Raw genomic sequence first — 17736 nt, 5'->3', positions numbered from 1 at the left:
TCATCGTGCGGTTGCATTTCCGCGCCGTACGGATGATTCGCTCGGGAGAATTCGTGAACACACGCATGTCCGTCGCCGCGCTCGCGGCGGCCACCCTCGGAGGCGCGGCGCTGATCGTGCCCGCCCTCACCCCGGCCGCCTCGGCGGCGCCCCTCACCCACAAGCAGGGCGACTTCGTCTCCTCGCTGGGCCTCGGCAAGAGCGTCGAGAAGAGCGAGTACGACGCCTACGTCGTGCTCCTCAAGTCCGACCCGCTCCTCGGCAAGTTCACCAAGGACCAGCTCGCCACCGCCGACGCCGGCAAGGCCCAGAAGGCGATCGAGGCCGACCACGACGCCATCCTGGAGGATGCCGACGTGCCCACGTCGGCGGTCACCCAGGACCTCAGCGTCGCCGCCAACGGCTTCGCGGTGTCGGCCGACCACGCCGCCGCGCTGCGGCTCGCCGCCGACCCGAAGGTCGCCGCCGTCGTCCCCGACGAGCTGCGCACCCTCGACGGCACCGAGGGCGCCACGACCACGGCGCCGGTGCTCACCAAGGCGGCGTCCGTCAAGCACGACCGCCACACCACCCAGCTGCCGACCAGCCACGCGAAGCATGGCAAGGCCCCGAGCGGCAAGGCGCCGTCGTACCGGCCGGGCAAGGAGGGGAAGGTCCCGACCGAGGAGCAGTTCCTCGACCTCACCGGCAAGGGCGAGGCCTACGACGAGGGGATCGACGGCGAGGGCGTGCTGGTCGGCGTGATCGACACCGGCATCTGGCCCGAGCACCCGAGCTTCGCCGACGACGGCACCTTCCCGGCGGCCCCCGCGCTGGCGGGCGACTCCTGCCAGTTCGGCAACACGGCGGCCAACGCCGACGACAAGCCCTTCACCTGCAACAACAAGCTGGTCGGCGCCCGTGACGAGACGGCGACCTACCGCGCGAACGCCGGCGCCGAGCCCGACGAGTTCGTCTCGGCCCGCGACGACGAGGGGCACGGCACCCACACCGCCTCCACCACCGCGGGCGACGCGGGCGTCAAGGCCTACATCCAGGGCCGCTACGTCGACACCACGACCGGCATCGCCCCGCGTGCTCAGGTCATCGCGTACAAGGCGCTCGGCAACCAGGGCGGCTTCAGCTCCGACCTGTCGGCCGCGATCGACCAGGCCGTCGCTGACGGCGTGGACGTGATCAACTACTCGATCGGCGGCGGCGCCAACCTGCTCGGCCCCGACGCGGTGTCGTTCCTCTTCGCCGCCGACGCGGGCGTCTTCGCCTCGGTCAGCGCGGGCAACTCCGGCCCGACCGCGGAGACGATCGGCGGTCCGTCGGACAGCCCGTGGGTGACCTCGGTCGCCGCGAGCACCGAGCCGCGGTTCTACCGGGGCACGATCAAGCTCGGCAACGGCAAGACCTACACCGGCGCCTCCGTGACGGCGACCCTGCCGAGCAAGCCGATCGTCGACGCTGCCGACCTCGGCAACAAGCTGTGCCTCCCCGACCTTGCGTTCACCGCGTCGGTCACCGGCAAGGTCGTCATCTGCCACCGCGGCAGCAACGGCCGCGTCGAGAAGAGCCTCACCGTGTCGACGGCGGGCGGCGTGGGCATGATCCTCGCCAACGTCGACGACCCGGAGCAGGACAACCTCTTCACCGACACGTTCTTCGTCCCCACCGTCCACGTGGACCAGAAGGTCGGCGACCAGATCACCGCCTACATCCACCGGACCGGCTCGAGGGCCACCGCCGCGATCGTCAAGACGACCGAGATCACCGAGCAGCCCTGGAAGGCGCCCTCGGTGACGGTCTTCTCCTCCCGCGGTGAGTCCCCGACGGCGGCGTCGATCATCAAGCCCGACATCGCCGCCCCCGGCATCCAGATCGTCGCCGGCGCCTCGCCCTACACCGACGAGGGGTTCGTCCAGGGCGAGCTCTTCCAGGCCATCGCGGGCACCTCGATGTCGGCTCCGCAGATCGCGGGCATCTACGCCCTCGTGAAGCAGGCGCACCCCGACTGGACCCCCGCCGAGGCGAAGTCCGCGCTGCAGACCACCGCGTCGCTCGACATCACCGACAACGACCGGAAGACCAAGGCCGGCCCGTTCGACCGCGGTGCCGGCGAGGTGGACCCGGGCGTCGTCGACAGGCCCGGCCTCTTCGACCCGGGCCTGGTCTACGACGCCGGGTTCAACGACTACCTCGGCTTCTACTGCGACGCGGCCCCGGCGATCTTCTCCGACGCCTCGGCCACGTGCTCGAGCCTCGCCGCGGCCGGCGTCCCGACCCGCACCGAGGACCTCAACCTCGCGACCATCGGCATCTCGTCGCTGGTCGGCTCCGAGACGGTGCAGCGGACGGTGACCAACGTCAGCGACAAGACCATCAAGGTCAGCGCCGACACCAAGGAGGCGCCCACGGGCTACTCCGTCTCGGTCAGCCCGTCGAAGCTCACGGTGGCGCCCGGCGCGACCGCCTCGTTCACCGTGACGATCGCCAACAAGGGCGCGGCGCCGGCCGGGGAGTGGCGCTTCGGCAACCTCACCTGGAAGGGGTCGGGCTACACGGTCAACAGCGCCATCGCCGTCAAGGGCGCCAAGATCGGCGCCCCCTCGTCGGTGACCGGCTCCGGCGAGAGCGGCACGGCCGACGTGCCGGTGAAGTTCGGCTACGACGGGACTTACACACCGGTCCCGTCCGGGCTCGTCGCGTCGACCCCGCTCACCGGCTCGGTGAAGCAGGACCCGGACCAGACGTTCGGCACCTCCGACGACGCGTCCGGCGGCGTCACCGAGGTCCCGGTGACGATCGGGGACACGTCCTACTGGCGGATCGAGTACGCCGCCGCCGGTGACGACGACCTCGACCTCTACCTGCTCGACGCGAGCGGCGATGTCGTGGCGTCCAGCACCAACGGCGGCACCGACGAGCTGATCGAGCTGATCGATCCCGCGGCGGGCGACTACACCCTCGCGGTGCACGGCTGGCAGGTCAGCGGCACGCACGAGTTCTCGATCGACGACTGGGTCGTGCCGGCCGGCACCGGGAGCCTGACCGTGGCGTCGGCGCCGACCACCGCGACGGTCGGCGGGACCGGCACGGTGTCGCTGGCGTGGAGCGGAGCACCGGCCGGGACGTCGTACGGGATCCTCGACCACTCCGACGGCAGCAGTCAGCTCGCGACCACGGTGGTCAAGGTCACCAACTGACCCACCCCGCCTCGTGAGTGCCGGCCTGGCCCCTGGGGCAGGCCGGCACTCACCAGCCCGACCAGTGGTCATCTCCGGGAATTCGTGGGCCTTCGCTCCTCCGCCTTGCGCAGCACGCACGCGGGGGCCACTCCGTTCAGACCCGGGCCACCCCCGACGAATCTCCGGAGATGACCACTAGTTTGGTCCTGTGACCGACGTGGCGGCCCGGGAGCACGAGCACGGGGACATGGAGACCGGGGACGGTCTGTCCAACCGGCTCACCTGGCTGCGCGCCGGCGTCCTCGGCGCCAACGACGGCATCGTCTCGGTCGCCGGCATCGTCATGGGCGTCGCCGGCGCGACCGCCGATCGCGGCGACATCCTCATCGCCGGCGTGGCCGCCCTCGTCGCGGGCGCCCTGTCGATGGCGGCGGGGGAGTACGTCTCGGTGTCGACCCAGCGCGATGCCGAGCGGGCGCTCATCACCGCCGAGCGGCACGACCTCGAGCGGATGCCCGCCGAGGAGCTCGACCAGCTGCGGGAGATGCTCGAGTCGCGGGGCCTGAGCACCGAGGTCGCCCGCGAGGCGGCCGAGCAGCTCACCGAGTGGGACGCGCTGCGGGTGCACGCGAACCTCGAGTTCGGCATCGACGTCGACGACGTCGCCAACCCCTGGTCGGCGGCCGCGGCGTCGGCGCTCTCCTTCACCCTCGGGGCGCTGCTGCCGCTGCTCACGATCATGCTGCCGGCCGGCGGCCGGGTCTGGGCGACCGTCCTCGCCGTCGCCGCGGCCCTCGCGCTGACCGGCTGGACGTCGGCCCGCCTCGGCTACGCGAGCCCCGGCCGCGCGATGCTCCGCAACGTCGCCGGCGGCGTGCTCGCGATGCTCGTGACGTGGGGCATCGGCAACCTTCTCGGCACCACCGTCGTCTGAGTGCTATGAGGGTCTTCGCCGCGATCGTCCCGCCCCCCGACGTCGTCGAGCACCTCGACTCCTTCCTCGACGTACGCCGTGAGCACGGCTCGCTCCGGTGGACCGATGCCTCGCAGTTCCACGTGACGCTCGCCTTCTCGGCGGAGTGCTCCGAGCAGTCGGTCGACGACTGGGCCGAGCGGTTGGCCGAGTCGGCCGGCCGGCGTACGCGGTTCGAGGCGTCGCTCGGCGGGGGAGGCGCCTTCCCGTCGGTGGCCGATGCGAAGGTGCTGTGGGCCGGGGTCCGTGCGCCCGAGGGTGCGCTGTCGCAGCTGGCCCTCAGCGCGCGCAGCGGCGCCACTGCCTCCGGGGTGCCGGTCGACGGCGGCCGCTTCCGCCCGCATGTCACGCTCGCGCGGCTCGGCCTCGGCGTGGATGTGACGCGATGGGTCCGGATCCTCGACTCCTACGACGGCCCGGCCTGGACCGTCGACGCCATCACCCTGGTCCGGTCGCACCTCGGCCAAGGCCGCCGCGGCAAGCCGCGCTACGAGCCGCTCGCCGAGATCCCGCTCGGCTGATCGGCCGGGGCCGCCGCGTCGCCCGCCGGGGCGATAACTGCTGGTGAAGGCTCTCATGCGGGCGGCTGGGGCTGGTTTGACCAGCACTTAGAGGTCGCGCGGGGCGGGCGTCCTGCTGCGCGGCGCCTCGGCACGCACCCGGCGGCGTTGTCACCCCTTGACGGGCCTCCGCCTTGCCGGGCACGCACCGAGACGCCGCTCGCGACGGACGCCCTACCCGCGCGACCTCTTAACGCGCGGGGCGGGGCCGATGCCCAGCCGTCAGTGGGCCAGCCCGTAGAGGCGGTCGCCGGCGTCGCCGAGGCCCGGGACGATGTAGCCCTTGTCGTTGAGCCGCTCGTCCAGGGCGGCGGTGACGACCGTGACCGGCACCTCCACCCCCGCCAGCCCGGCCTCGAGGTTGGCCAGCCCCTCCGGAGCGGCCAGCAGCACCACGCAGGTGATGTGGTCGGCGCCGCGGTCGACGAGGAAGCGGATCGCGGCGGCGAGCGTGCCACCGGTCGCGAGCATGGGGTCGAGCACGTAGCACTGGCGACCGGTCAGGTCCCCGGGCAGCCGCTCGGCGTAGGTGACGGCCTCGAGGGTCTCCTCGTTGCGCGCCATGCCGAGGAAGCCCACCTCGCCGGTCGGGACCAGGCGCATCATGCCGTCGAGCATCCCGAGGCCGGCCCGCAGGATCGGCACCACCAGCGGCGTCGGCGAGGTCAGCTTGGTGCCGGTCATCGGCGCGACCGGCGTCACGATCGGGTGCGGCTCGACCCGCACCTCGCGGGTCGCCTCGTAGGCCAGCAGCGTCACCAGCTCGTCGACCAGCAGCCGGAAGGTCGGGGAGTCGGTGCGCTCGTCGCGCAGGGTGGTGAGCTTGTGGGCGACGAGCGGGTGGTCCACGACGACGGTATGCATGACCGCACAGTAGCCCCCGGTCTGCCGGTTCCCACCTGCTGCGCGGCGTCAGACGGGCGTTGTCGCACCTCGACGGGCCTCCGGCCCGCCTTCGGCACTCCGCCTTGCCGGCTTACCCGTCTGACGCCGCTCGCGACGGTGGGAACCGGCAGGCCGAGGGCAATAGGGGTTTGTTTCGTCCCGGCAGTCTGCGAGGCTGGTCGCATGGTGACGGGAGGCGGTGCGGCGGGCGAGGCCGACGGCGTCGACTTCGCGCTCGCCGCCTATCGCGAGGAGGGCGTCTGGCAGGTCGCCGAGCTCGCCCACAGCCTGCTCGACGACGTCGACTCGATCGCCGGGGCGCTGCGCCGCTTCCCCGGCGACGGCGGCGCGGTCGGCCTCATCGGCGTCGACGAGGACTTCTTCATCGTGTGCCGCGTCGTCGGCTCCACGGTGCGACTGCTGCTCTCCGACGTGACCGCCGCCGAGGACTGGGCGCTCGCGGAGTCCGTGGTCGACTTCCTCGGCCTCCCGGACCCCGACGACGACGAGGACGTCGCCCCCGCGGGCGACCTCGGGATCTTCGCCGACCTGGGATTCTCCGCGATGGAGATGGGCGCGCTCATCGACGAGCTGCTCGACGACGACGAGCTCTACCCCGACGAGGTGCTCTCCGAGATCGCCCGCAGCGTCGGCTTCGGCGAGCTCTTCGACGACGCCGTCGGCCTCACCAACGCGTGAGCCTGTCCGACCTGTCCGACGCCGAGGCGATGGGCCTCGCGCTCGAGGAGGCGCGACTGGCCCTCGCCACCGGCGACGTCCCCATCGGCGCCGTCGTCCTCTCCCCGTACGGCGACGTGGTCGGCGTCGGACGCAACCTCCGTGAGGCCACCGGCGACCCCACGGGCCACGCCGAGGTGGTCGCCCTCCGCGAGGCCGCCCGTGCCGTCGGCGAGTGGCGGCTCGAGGGCTGCACCCTCGTCGTGACGCTGGAGCCGTGCACGATGTGTGCCGGCGCCACCGTCCTCGCCCGGACTGCGCGGCTCGTCTTCGGAGCCTTCGACGAGAAGGCCGGCGCCGTCGGGAGTCTCTGGGACGTCGTACGGGACCGGCGGCTGAACCACCGCCCCGAGGTCGTCTCCGGCGTGCGCGCGGAGGAGTCGGCGGCGTTGCTCGAGGAGTTCTTCCGGAGCCGCCGCTAGTGGTCATCTCCGGAAATTCGCCGGGTGTCCCGCGACGAATTCCGGAGATGACCACTAGTGGTCAATGCGGCCGACGCGCCCCGGGGTACACCTAGCCGAGCGTCGAGGCCCGGGCGACCAGCTCAGGCGTGAAGATCATCTGCTGGTGCTGGTGTCCCGGATTGCTCGCCTCGTCGAGGACGAGCGCGGAGGCGACGCGGCCCAGCTCCTGTCGCGGCTGGCGCACCGAGGTCAGCGGGACGGCGGCGGCCGCGGCGAACTCGATGTCGTCGTAGCCGACGATCGCGAGCTGGTCGGGGACCCGCAGGCCGGCGGCGGTCGCTTGCTGCAGGAGGCCGAGCGCGACGAGGTCGTTGGCGCAGAACGCGGCGGTCGGCCGTCGGCCCGAGGGCAGTCCGGCCAGGCGCTCGCCGGCGTGGCGGCCCTCGGCGACCGTCAGCGTCTCGACGACGATGACGACGAGGTCGTCGGGGGGGAGGCGGGCCTCCGCCCACGCGGCGCGCGCCCCCTCGAAGCGGTCGGCGACCTGGCCGATGCTGAGCGGCCCTCCGATCAGCGCGACGCGCCGATGACCCTGGTCGATCAGGTGCTCGACGGCCAGCCGGCCTCCGAGCACGTCGTCGACGGCGACGGAGCAGAACTGATGCCCCTTGCGGATCCGGTCCACGATCACCAGCGGCATCCCGCGCGCGGCGATGGCGTCGAGCGTGCGGCTCTCCGGGTCGACGGGCGTGATGAGGAGGCCCTGGACCCGCTGCTGCTCGAGGTGCTCGACGTGCGTCGCCTCGCGCCGCGCGCGACCTCCGCTGTTGCAGAGGAAGAGCGAGAGACCCGCATGCTCGGCGGCGCGCTCGATGCCCTCGGCGACGTCGGTGAAGAAGGGGTTCCCGGCGTCGAGCATGACGTACGCCAGCGCGCGGGTGCTCCCGGCCCGGAGGGAGCGCGCGGACTCGTTGCGCACGAAGCCGAGGTCGGCCATCGCCCGCTCGACCCGGTCCCGGGTCGGGGCGGCGACGCGGTCGGGCCGGTTGAGCACGTTGGAGACGGTGCCGATGGAGACCCCGGCGGCCGCGGCGACGTCCTTGACGGACACCGAGGGTGAGTGGCCGGCCATGCTCCCCCTCCGCCCCGTGGGTCTCGTCTCTGGTTGGCGCACGGTGTCCGCAGCGTGTCACCGCGACGATTCGCGCCCGAGGTGACGGTTCGCAGGTGTCACTCCAGCCGCCACGTGTCGCGGTGGCAGCGTGCGCGATGCGGCTACCCGATTGAACGCATATTGAAACGGTTCAATGCCACCGTGTCAACGCCCGGTTGGAACGTTCACGACTCACCGAGTAGCAGAAGTAGTTGACGGATGTGATGGCAGTCACATACGGTCGCTCCGTTGTATTGAAACGTTTCAAAGGAGTAGATCGATGCCGAACTCGGCAGAGGCCCCGGTGGTCCTGGAGCTGCGCGACGTGGTCAAGTCCTTCGGCGCCGTGACGGCTCTCCGCTCGGGCAGCCTCGTGGTCGAGCGCGGCTCCATCCACGCGCTCGTCGGCGAGAACGGCGCCGGCAAGTCCACGCTGGTGAAGATCGTCGCGGGCGTCCACCGGCGCGACGGCGGCGTGTTCCGCTTCCTGGGCGAGGACGTCGACTTCTCCTCGACGGCGGCCTCCAAGGCCGCTGGGATCGCCGTGATCTACCAGGAGCCGACGCTCTTCCCGGACCTCTCGGTCGCGGAGAACATCTTCATGGGCCGCCAGCCGCTCGGCCGCGGCCGGCGGATCGACTACGGCCGGATGTACGCCGAGTCCGAGGCCCTCTTCCGCCGCCTGGGCGTCCACATCGACCCCCGCCGCCCCGCCCGCGGCCTCTCCATCGCCGACCAGCAGGTCATCGAGATCGCGAAGGCCATCTCGCTGGACGCGACGCTCCTCATCATGGACGAGCCCACCGCCGCCCTGAGCGGCGTCGAGGTCGAGCGGCTCTTCGCGATCGCCCGCAGCCTGCGCGACGAGGACCGCGGCCTGGTCTTCATCTCCCACCGCTTCGACGAGGTCTTCGCGCTCTGCGACACGATCACCGTGATGCGCGACGGCGCCTACGTCTCCACCGACCGCACAGCCGAGACCGACGTGGACGCGATCGTCGCCCGCATGGTGGGCCGCGAGGTCGCCGAGCTGTTCCCCAAGACCCCCGCCGAGATCGGCGACGTCGTCCTCGCGGTCGAGGGCTTCACCGCCGCCGGCGTCTTCCACGACGTCTCCTTCGAGGTCCGTGCCGGCGAGATCGTCGGCCTCGCGGGTCTCGTCGGAGCCGGGCGCTCGGAGGTCGCCCGTGCCGTCTTCGGCGTCGACCGGTACGACGAGGGCTCGGTGACCCTGCTCGGGCGCAGGGTGCCCGCGCACAACCCGAGGGCCGCCATCCGCGCCGGGATGGCCTTCATCCCCGAGGACCGCCGCAAGCAGGGCCTGGTCATCGACGAGTCGGTCGCCCGCAACATCGGCTCCGTCATCCGACGCGGTCTCTCGAGGGCCGGGCTGCTGACGTCGGCGGCGGAGAACCGCGCGGCCGGCCCCTGGGCGGCGACGCTCGAGGTCAAGACCTCCGCGCTCGACATGCACGCGGCCACGATGAGCGGCGGCAACCAGCAGAAGGTCGTCATCGCGAAGTGGCTGGCCACCCGGCCCACGCTCCTCATCATCGACGAGCCCACCCGCGGCATCGACGTCGGCACCAAGGCCGAGGTCCACCGGCTGCTCTCGGAGCTGGCCGGCCAGGGCCTGGCGATCCTGATGATCTCCAGCGAGCTGCCCGAGGTGCTCGGCATGGCCGACCGCGTCCTCGTCGTCTGCGAGGGCCGGATCACCGCCGACATCGACCGCGCCGACGCCACCCCCGAGAACGTCATGCGGGCGGCGACGCGCACCGGCGCCCAGGCGGAGAAGACGGACCACACGGGCAAGACGGGGGTCCCGGCATGAGCGACACGCTGCTCGTCGAGCCGAGCGCGCAGTCGACCGCCGCGCGCGTGCTCGGCACGATGCTGCGCTCCCGCGAGATCGCCGTGGGCGCGGTGCTCGTGCTCCTCGTCGTGGCGACCACGCTGAAGAGCAGCGGGTTCGTGTTCAGCTCCGACGGCTGGCGGAACCTGCTCGTCACCCCCGCGCTGCTGCTCATCCTCGCGGTGGGCCAGGCGGTGGTGATCATGACCCGCAACGTCGACCTCTCCGTCGGCTCGACGCTGGGGCTGACGGCGTACCTCACCGGCAAGGTCTTCATCGCCGCGCCGGACCTGCCGATCGTCGTGGTCTTCCTCGTCGCGCTCGCCTTCGGAGGCGTGCTCGGCCTGGTCAACGGGGTGCTGGTCGCCTACGGCCGCGTGCCGGCGATGGTCATCACCCTCGGCACGCTCTACGTCTACCGCGGCATCTTCCTCAGCTGGGCCGGCAGCGACCGGGTCAACGCCTCGGACTTCCCCCGGGCATTCAACCAGCTGGGCACCCAGGAGATCCTCTCGATCCCCGTCGTCATGATCATCGCTCTCCTGGTCATGGCGGCGGTCGGCTACTACCTGCGCACGGCGCGCGGTGGTCGCGAGCTCTACGCGATCGGCTCCGACCCGGACGCAGCGACGCTCTACGGCCTTCCGGTCGTACGACGGGTGCTGGTCGCCTTCGTCCTCAGCGGCGCCCTCGCGGGCCTGGCCGGGGTCGTCTACGCGGCGCGCTACGGCACGGTCTCCTCCGGGGCGGGCTCCGGGATGGAGCTGCAGGCCGTCGGCGCCGCGGTCATCGGCGGTGTCGCCATCGCCGGCGGGGTGGGCACGGTCTGGGGCGCCGCCCTCGGGGCGATCCTCCTCATCACGATCAACCGCGCGCTGCCCATGGTCGGCATCTCGGACTTCTGGCAGCGAGCCGTCGTCGGCGCCCTCATCATCGCCGCGATCGTCCTCGACCGGGTGCTGGCGGCCCGTCAGGAGCGCCAGCTCGTCGCCGCCCGCGACCAGGCCCGACACGAGGCCGTACCCACCACGTCAGGGGCCCACGCATGAACACCCCATCCGAATGCTCGCTTCGCTCCGCTTCGAACGGGGGCCCACGCATGAACACCCCATCCGAATGCTCGCTTCGCTCCGCTTCGAACGGGGGCCCCGCATGAGCACCACCCTCCTCCACCCCGACCGGCCCGCCGCGCCGCGGACGTACGCGTCCTACTCCAAGCCCCTGTGGCGCCGGGCGCTGCTGACCCGCGAGTTCGCGGTGATCGCGCTGCTTCTCGTGGTCTACCTCTACTCGCTGGGCAACGTGCCGAACTTCGACGGCCCGCTGACGCTCTACTACCTCTTCCTCGACATCGCGCCGATCCTGCTTATCGCGCTCCCCATGGCGATGGTCATGATCACCGCCGAGATCGACCTCTCGGTGGCGAGCGTGGTCGGCCTGTCCAGCGTGCTCGTGGGCGTGCTCCACCAGGACGGCGGCCTGTCGATCCCCGCCGCGGCGCTGGTCGCGGTCGTCGCCGGCGGCGTCTGCGGCGCGTTCAACGGCTTCCTGGTGTCGTACGTCGGCCTCCCCTCGCTCGCCGTCACGATCGGCACGATGGCGCTCTATCGCGGCATCGCCGTCGGGCTCCTCGGCACCCGCGCGGTGACCGACTTCCCCGAGCGGTGGACCGACCTCGCCAAGCAGCGCATCTTCGGCGACGGCACCAGCTACCCGATGATCCTGATCCCCTTCGTGCTGCTGCTCGCGGTGTCGGCCTGGCTGCTGCACTTCTCCGGCTTCGGCCGCGGGATCTACGAGATCGGGCTCAACGACGAGGCCGCCCACTTCACCGGCGTCGACGTCGAGCGGACGAAGTTCCTGCTCTTCGTCATCAGCGGCGCGGTCTCCGCGTTCGCCGGCGTCTACTACACGCTGCGCTACGGCAGCGCCCGCGGCGACAACGCCACCGGCCTCGAGCTCCAGGTGATCGCCGCCGTCGTGCTCGGCGGAGTGTCGGTCTTCGGCGGCCGCGGCGCGCTCCACGGCGTGGTGGCGGGCGTCGTGCTCATCGGCGTCATCTCCAGCGCCATGCGCCTTGAGGGCCAGACCGTCAACGTCATCAACATCGTCATCGGCGTCCTCCTGGTCCTCTCGGTCCTCTCCTCCAGTCTCCTCGCCTGGGCGGCTCGGCAGCTCCAGGCCAGGTCACGGGGCTCCCGCCCCACTTCACGCCGGCGCGCGGTCGCCGCAGGCATCCAGAAAGAAGGACAAGAACGATGAAGTTCCACAACCGGCGGATCGCTGCGCTCGTCGCGGTGGCGCTCTCCGCCAGCCTCGGCCTGGCCGCATGTGGCGGCAGCGACAGTGACAGCTCGGGTGGCGGCAGCGGCGGCAGCGGCGATATCTCCGTCACCTTCCTGCCCAAGAACCTCGGCAACCCCTACTTCGACACCAGCGACGCCGGTGGCGAGAAGGCGGTCAAGGAGTTCAAGGGCACCTACGAGGAGGTCGGCCCCGACGCCGCCTCGCCCGACGCCCAGGTGCCGTTCATCAACACCGCCGCCCAGCAGGGCGTCAGCGCGCTCGTGGTCTCGGCCAACGACCCGAAGGCGATCTGCGACGCCCTCAACGAGGCGCGCGACGCGGGCACCAAGGTCGTCACCTTCGACTCCGACACCGACGCCTCCTGCCGGGACCTCTACATCAACCAGGCCACCGCCGAGGGCATCGCCAAGACGCAGGTCGACCAGATCGCCGAGCAGATCGGCGACTCCGGCGAGATCGCGATCCTGTCGGCTGCGGCCAACGCGACCAACCAGAACGCGTGGATCGAGCTGATGAAGAAGGACCTGGCCGCGGACCACCCGAACATCACGCTGGTGGACACGGTCTACGGCGACGACGACGACCAGAAGTCGTTCGACCAGACCGCCGCGCTCCTGCAGAAGCACCCCGACCTCAAGGGCATCATCTCGCCGACCACCGTCGGCATCGCGGCCGCGGCCCGCTACCTCTCGACCTCCTCGTCGAAGGGCAAGGTGGCCCTCACCGGCCTCGGCACGCCGAACCAGATGCGCGACTACGTCACCGACGGCACCGTGACCTCCTTCGCCCTGTGGAACCCGGGCGACCTGGGCTACCTCGCGGCGTACGCCGCCAAGGCGCTGGTCGACGGGGACATCACCGGCAAGTCGGGTGACACGTTCTCCGCCGGCGACCTCGGCGACTTCACGGTGGGCGACAACGGCGAGGTCCTCCTCGGCGACCCGTTCGTCTTCACCAAGGACAACATCGACCAGTTCAACTTCTGACCGATCCGACCAGTGCCTGCCGGGAGCCCACGTTGCCTCCAGGCTCCCGGCAGGCACACCCGGACGAGGAGCTCCCGGTGACCAGAGTCTGCTTCCAGCTGCAGGTCAAGCCCGACCGCATCGCGGAGTACACCCGGCGGCACGCCGAGGTGTGGCCCGAGATGCTGCGGGCGCTGCACGAGACCGGCTGGCACAACTACTCCCTCTTCCTCCGGCCCGACGGACTGCTCATCGGCTACCTGGAGACCCCGTCGCTCGCCGACGCCCGAGCGGGCATGGCGGCCCGCGAGGTCAACGCCCGCTGGCAGGCCGAGATGGCCGACTTCTTCGTCGATCTCGGCGACGACGCACCCGACACCGGGTTCGCGGAGCTGCCGGAGATCTTCCACCTCGAGGACCAGCTCTCCTCGATCCCTCGCACCCCCACCGGCACCACCACCCGCACGACAGAAGCGAAATGACATGACACAGGCAGCACGGTTCGACCGGATCGCCCCCCTCCTGGACGGCCAGGCCATCGAGGTCCCCTCCTGGGCCTACGGCAACTCCGGGACGAGGTTCAAGGTCTTCGGCTCGCCCGGGACGCCGCGAACGGTCGAGGAGAAGCTCTCCGACGCGGCCCAGGTGCACCGGTTCACCGGCCTGGCGCCGTCGGTCGCCCTCCACATCCCCTGGGACGAGGTCGACGACTACGACAAGCTCCGGCGGTACGCCGAAGACCTCGGCGTACGTCTCGGGACGATCAACTCCAACACCTTCCAGGACGACGACTACAAGCTCGGGTCCCTGGCCCACACCGACCGGCGGGTCCGGCAGAAGGCCGTCGACCATCACCTCGCGTGCCTCGAGGTGATGGAGGCGACCGGGTCGCGCGACCTCAAGATCTGGCTCGCCGACGGCACCAACTACCCCGGCCAGGGCGACCTCCGTGGCCGCCAGGACCGGCTCGCCGAGTCGCTCCGGGCGATCTACGACCCGCTCGTGGCCCTCGACGGCGACCGGCGCCTGGTGCTGGAGTACAAGTTCTTCGAGCCGGCGTTCTACCACACCGACGTCCCGGACTGGGGCACGTCGTATGTCCAGGTGAGCGCACTCGGCGACCAGGCCGTGGTCTGCCTCGACACCGGCCACCACGCGCCCGGCACGAACATCGAGTTCATCGTCGCCCAGCTCATCCGGCTCGGGAAGCTCGGCTCGTTCGACTTCAACAGCCGCTTCTACGCCGACGACGACCTCATCGTGGGCGCGGCCGACCCGTTCCAGCTCTTCCGGATCCTCTTCGAGTGCATCCGGGGCGGCGCGTTCGGGCCGGACAGCGACGTGGCCTACATGCTCGACCAGTGCCACAACATCGAGAAGAAGATCCCCGGCCAGATCCGGTCGGTGCTCAACGTGCAGGAGATGACCGCACGTGCGCTGCTCGTCGACCGTGACGCGCTGACGCAGGCCCAGGAGGACGGCGACGTCCTCCTCGCCAACGAGATCTTCATGGACGCCTTCTACACCGACGTCCGACCGCTCCTCGCCGCATGGCGCGAGGAGCGAGGGCTGCCCGTCGACCCCATGCGGGCCTACCTCGCCAGCGGCTACCAGGAAGCAATCGAGGCGGACCGCGTAGGCGGGACGCAGGCAGGATGGAACTGAATCCATGAGCAGCACGAGTACGACGGCAGCCGAGCTGATCGCTCGATCGAACCGTCTCGGCGCCGACCCGAAGAACACCAACTACGCGGGCGGCAACACCTCGGCGAAGGGCACCGAGACCGACCCGGTCACCGGTGAGCCGGTCGAGCTGGTGTGGGTCAAGGGCTCCGGAGGCGACCTCGGCACCCTGACCGAGTCCGGCCTCGCCGTCCTCCGGCTGGATCGGATGCGCGCCCTGGCCGACGTCTACCCGGGCGTCGAGCGCGAGGACGAGATGGTCGCCGCCTTCGACTACTGCCTGCACGGCAAGGGCGGCGCGGCGCCGTCGATCGACACCGCCATGCACGGGCTCGTCGACGCGGCCCACGTCGACCACCTCCACCCCGACTCCGGCATCGCGATCGCGACCGCCGCGGACGGCGAGAGCCTGACCCTGCAGATCTTCGGCGACAAGGTCGTGTGGGTCCCGTGGCGCCGCCCGGGCTTCCAGCTCGGCCTCGACATCGCCGAGATCAAGGCGAAGAACCCGCAGGCGGTCGGCTGCATCCTCGGCGGCCACGGCATCACCGCGTGGGGCGACACCAGCGACGAGGCGGAGGCCAACTCGCTGTGGATCATCGACACCGCCGCGGCCTACATCGCCGAGCACTCCGCGGCGGAGCCCTTCGGCCCCGCCCTCGAGGGCTACGCCGCGCTGCCCGAGGCCGAGCGCCGCGCGAAGGCCGCCGCGCTCGCCCCCACCATCCGCGGCATCGCCTCGGCCGACCGGCCGATGGTCGGCCACGTCAACGACTCCGACGTCGTGCTCGACTTCCTCGCCAGTGCCGAGCACCCGCGCCTCGCCGCGCTCGGCACGAGCTGCCCCGACCACTTCCTGCGCACCAAGGTCAAGCCGCTCGTGCTCGACCTGCCCGCCTCCGCGAGCGTCGAGGAGTCGATCGCGCGGCTGCGCGAGCTGGCGGTGAGCTACCGCGAGGACTACCAGGGCTACTACGACCGGAACGCCACGCCCGACTCCCCGGCCATCCGCGGCAAGGACCCGCTCATCGTGCTGGTCCCCGGCGTCGGCATGTTCAGCTTCGGCAAGGACAAGCAGACCGCGCGGGTCGCCGGCGAGTTCTACGTCAACGCGATCAACGTGATGCGCGGCGCCGAGGGGCTGTCGTCGTACGCGCCCATCGACGAGTCGGAGAAGTTCCGGATCGAGTACTGGGCGCTCGAGGAGGCCAAGCTCCAGCGGATGCCCGCGCCCAAGCCGCTGGCCACCCGCGTCGCGCTCGTCACCGGCGCCGCCAGCGGCATCGGCAAGGCGACCGCGGAGAAGCTGGCCGCCAACGGCGCCTGCGTCGTCATCGCCGACCTCTCCCTGGAGAAGGCGACGGCCGCCGCCGCCGAGATCGGGAGCGCCGACGTCGCGGTCGGCGTGCAGGTCGACGTCTCGGACGCCGACGCCGTCCGGGCCGCGGTCGACGCCGCCGTCCTCGCCTTCGGCGGGATCGACCTCGTCGTCAACAACGCCGGCCTCTCGCTGTCGCGCTCGCTCCTGGAGACCACCGAGAAGGACTGGGACCTGCAGCACGACGTCATGGCCAAGGGCTCGTTCCTCGTCTCCCAGGCCACCGCCAGGGTGATGATCGACCAGGGATGGGGCGGCGACATCGTCTACATCTCCTCGAAGAACTCCATCTTCGCCGGCCCCAACAACGTCGCGTACGGCGCCGCCAAGGCCGACCAGGCCCACCAGGTGCGCCTCCTGGCGGCCGAGCTGGGGGAGCACGGCATCAAGGTCAACGGCGTGAACCCCGACGGCGTCGTCGCCGGCTCGGGCATCTTCGCCAGCGGCTGGGGCGCCAACCGCGCCGCGGTCTACGGCGTGGAGGAGAAGGACCTGGGCAAGTTCTACGCCCAGCGCACCATCCTCAAGCGCGAGGTGCTGCCGGAGAACATCGCCAACGCGGTGTTCGTGCTCTGCACCTCCGAGCTCAGCCACACGACCGGGCTCCACATCCCGGTCGACGCCGGCGTCGCCGCCGCCTTCCTGCGATGACGCGGCGATGACCAGCAGGGACGAGCTGCGGCTGGCGGCCGTCGACCTCGGTGCGACCAGCGGTCGCATCATGGCGGCGGCCGTCGGCCCGGACCGGCTCGAGGTCACCGAGGCGCACCGCTTCCCCAACGGCGCGGTGATGCTCGGCAACGAGCTCGTCTGGGACGTCGTCGGCATCCACCGGGAGGTGCTCGCGGGCATCGCGCGGATCGCCCGCTCCGGGCCGGTCCAGGGCATCGGGATCGACTCGTGGGCCGTGGACTACGGGCTCCTCGACCGCGACGGGCGGCTGCTCGGCAATCCGGTCAGCCACCGCGACCAGCGCACCAAGGGGGTCGCCGAGCGGCTGCGGACCACCATCCCGGCCGAGCAGATGTACGCCGTCACCGGACTGCAGGACCTGCCGTTCACCACCATCTACCAGCTCCTCGCCGCCGCCGGGACCGCGGCGCTCGAGGCGGCCGAGACCCTCCTTCTGCTGCCCGACCTGCTCGGCTACTGGCTCACCGGCCAGGTGGGCGCCGAGCGCACCAACGCCTCGACCACGGGGCTCTACGACGCCACCTCCCGGGAGTGGTCGGTCGACCTCGCCCGGCGCGCGGGGCTCCCGTGGTCGATCCTGCCCCCGCTGCGCAGCCCGGGCGAGGTGGTCGGCTGGGTCGCTCCGGCGGTCGCGACCGAGCTCGACCTGGCCCAGGACGTGCCGGTGATCGCGGTCGCCTCGCACGACACCGCCTCGGCCGTGGTCGGCGTCCCGGCGGAGACCGACTCCTTCGCCTACATCTCCTCCGGCACGTGGTCGCTCGTCGGGCTGGAGCTGCCCGCGCCGGTCCTCACCGAGGACGCCCGGCAGGCCGACTTCACCAACGAGGCCGGTCTCGACGGCACGATCCGCTTCCTCAAGAACGTGATGGGCCTGTGGGTGCTCTCGGAGTGCCTGCGCAGCTGGCGCGAGCGCCGCGGCGACGGCGTCGAGCTGGCCCCCCTGCTCGCGGCCGCCGCCGCCGAGCC

15 protein-coding genes are annotated in these 17736 nt (G+C 71.4%); 13 read left to right on the top strand and 2 right to left on the bottom strand.

Going from position 1 to position 17736, the window contains the following annotated elements:
* Nucleotides 1-53: 53 nt before the first annotated feature.
* From QM572_RS12470 to thpR, 3 genes are all read left to right on the top strand, one after another.
* Nucleotides 54-3191, top strand: coding sequence for a S8 family serine peptidase (locus tag QM572_RS12470; protein ID WP_415093554.1), 3138 nt, complete (start codon nucleotides 54-56; stop codon nucleotides 3189-3191).
* Nucleotides 3192-3381: 190 nt separating this feature from the next.
* Nucleotides 3382-4107, top strand: a complete 726-nt coding sequence (locus QM572_RS12465) for a VIT family protein (RefSeq protein ID WP_415093552.1) — start codon at nucleotides 3382-3384, stop codon at nucleotides 4105-4107.
* A 5-nt stretch (nucleotides 4108-4112) separates the two neighbouring features.
* The gene (gene thpR / locus QM572_RS12460) at nucleotides 4113-4667 is read left to right on the top strand and encodes an RNA 2',3'-cyclic phosphodiesterase (RefSeq protein WP_415093550.1); all 555 of its coding nucleotides are present in this window, start codon (nucleotides 4113-4115) and stop codon (nucleotides 4665-4667) included.
* Between the two features lie 261 nt (nucleotides 4668-4928).
* Here the strand turns inward: thpR and upp are convergent, their stop codons facing one another.
* Nucleotides 4929-5570, bottom strand: coding sequence for a uracil phosphoribosyltransferase (gene upp / locus QM572_RS12455; RefSeq protein WP_415093548.1), 642 nt, complete (start codon nucleotides 5568-5570; stop codon nucleotides 4929-4931).
* Between the two features lie 204 nt (nucleotides 5571-5774).
* Here upp and QM572_RS12450 point away from each other — a divergent pair, with 204 nt between their 5' ends.
* Both QM572_RS12450 and QM572_RS12445 read left to right on the top strand, forming a co-directional pair.
* Nucleotides 5775-6290 (top strand): tRNA adenosine deaminase-associated protein, encoded by a 516-nt coding sequence (locus QM572_RS12450; protein ID WP_415093546.1) that lies wholly within the window; start codon nucleotides 5775-5777, stop codon nucleotides 6288-6290.
* Nucleotides 6291-6319: 29 nt separating this feature from the next.
* Nucleotides 6320-6751 (top strand): nucleoside deaminase, encoded by a 432-nt coding sequence (locus QM572_RS12445; RefSeq protein ID WP_415093570.1) that lies wholly within the window; start codon nucleotides 6320-6322, stop codon nucleotides 6749-6751.
* Between the two features lie 91 nt (nucleotides 6752-6842).
* On the opposite strand, the gene QM572_RS12440 is transcribed toward QM572_RS12445, so the two are convergent.
* Nucleotides 6843-7865 carry a LacI family DNA-binding transcriptional regulator gene (locus QM572_RS12440; protein ID WP_415093544.1) on the bottom strand — a complete coding sequence of 341 codons (1023 nt, stop codon included), beginning with the start codon at nucleotides 7863-7865 and terminating at the stop codon, nucleotides 6843-6845.
* Between the two features lie 301 nt (nucleotides 7866-8166).
* Between QM572_RS12440 and QM572_RS12435 the strand changes: the two genes are divergently transcribed.
* The 8 genes from QM572_RS12435 to QM572_RS12400 all read left to right on the top strand — a co-directional run.
* The gene (locus QM572_RS12435) at nucleotides 8167-9720 is read left to right on the top strand and encodes a sugar ABC transporter ATP-binding protein (RefSeq protein WP_415093542.1); all 1554 of its coding nucleotides are present in this window, start codon (nucleotides 8167-8169) and stop codon (nucleotides 9718-9720) included.
* The gene (locus QM572_RS12430; RefSeq protein WP_415093540.1) at nucleotides 9717-10790 is read left to right on the top strand and encodes an ABC transporter permease; all 1074 of its coding nucleotides are present in this window, start codon (nucleotides 9717-9719) and stop codon (nucleotides 10788-10790) included. The genes QM572_RS12435 and QM572_RS12430 overlap by 4 nt, the downstream gene beginning before the upstream one ends.
* Nucleotides 10791-10893: 103 nt before the next feature.
* The gene (locus tag QM572_RS12425) at nucleotides 10894-12003 is read left to right on the top strand and encodes an ABC transporter permease (protein ID WP_415093538.1); all 1110 of its coding nucleotides are present in this window, start codon (nucleotides 10894-10896) and stop codon (nucleotides 12001-12003) included.
* Entirely contained in the window at nucleotides 12000-13034 is a 1035-nt protein-coding gene (gene rhaS, locus QM572_RS12420) for a rhamnose ABC transporter substrate-binding protein (protein ID WP_415093536.1), read from the top strand. Before QM572_RS12425 ends, rhaS begins: the two co-directional genes overlap by 4 nt.
* Before the next feature lie 77 nt (nucleotides 13035-13111).
* Nucleotides 13112-13495, top strand: a complete 384-nt coding sequence (locus QM572_RS12415) for an L-rhamnose mutarotase (RefSeq protein ID WP_415093534.1) — start codon at nucleotides 13112-13114, stop codon at nucleotides 13493-13495.
* Nucleotide 13496: 1 nt separating this feature from the next.
* A complete protein-coding gene (gene rhaI, locus QM572_RS12410; RefSeq protein WP_415093532.1) occupies nucleotides 13497-14678 on the top strand; it encodes an L-rhamnose isomerase in 1182 nt (393 codons plus the stop codon).
* Between the two features lie 4 nt (nucleotides 14679-14682).
* A complete protein-coding gene (locus QM572_RS12405; RefSeq protein WP_415093530.1) occupies nucleotides 14683-16725 on the top strand; it encodes a bifunctional aldolase/short-chain dehydrogenase in 2043 nt (680 codons plus the stop codon).
* A 7-nt stretch (nucleotides 16726-16732) separates the two neighbouring features.
* Nucleotides 16733-17736 (top strand): rhamnulokinase (locus tag QM572_RS12400; protein ID WP_415093528.1); only part of this gene is annotated, 1004 nt, incomplete at its 3' end.

It is taken from the genome of Nocardioides sp. (assembly GCF_047607365.1).
Taxonomy (GTDB): Bacteria; Actinomycetota; Actinomycetes; order Propionibacteriales; family Nocardioidaceae; genus Nocardioides.
Note: the sequence above shows the minus strand (reverse complement) of the source record. Positions and strands in the feature narration are given on the sequence as shown.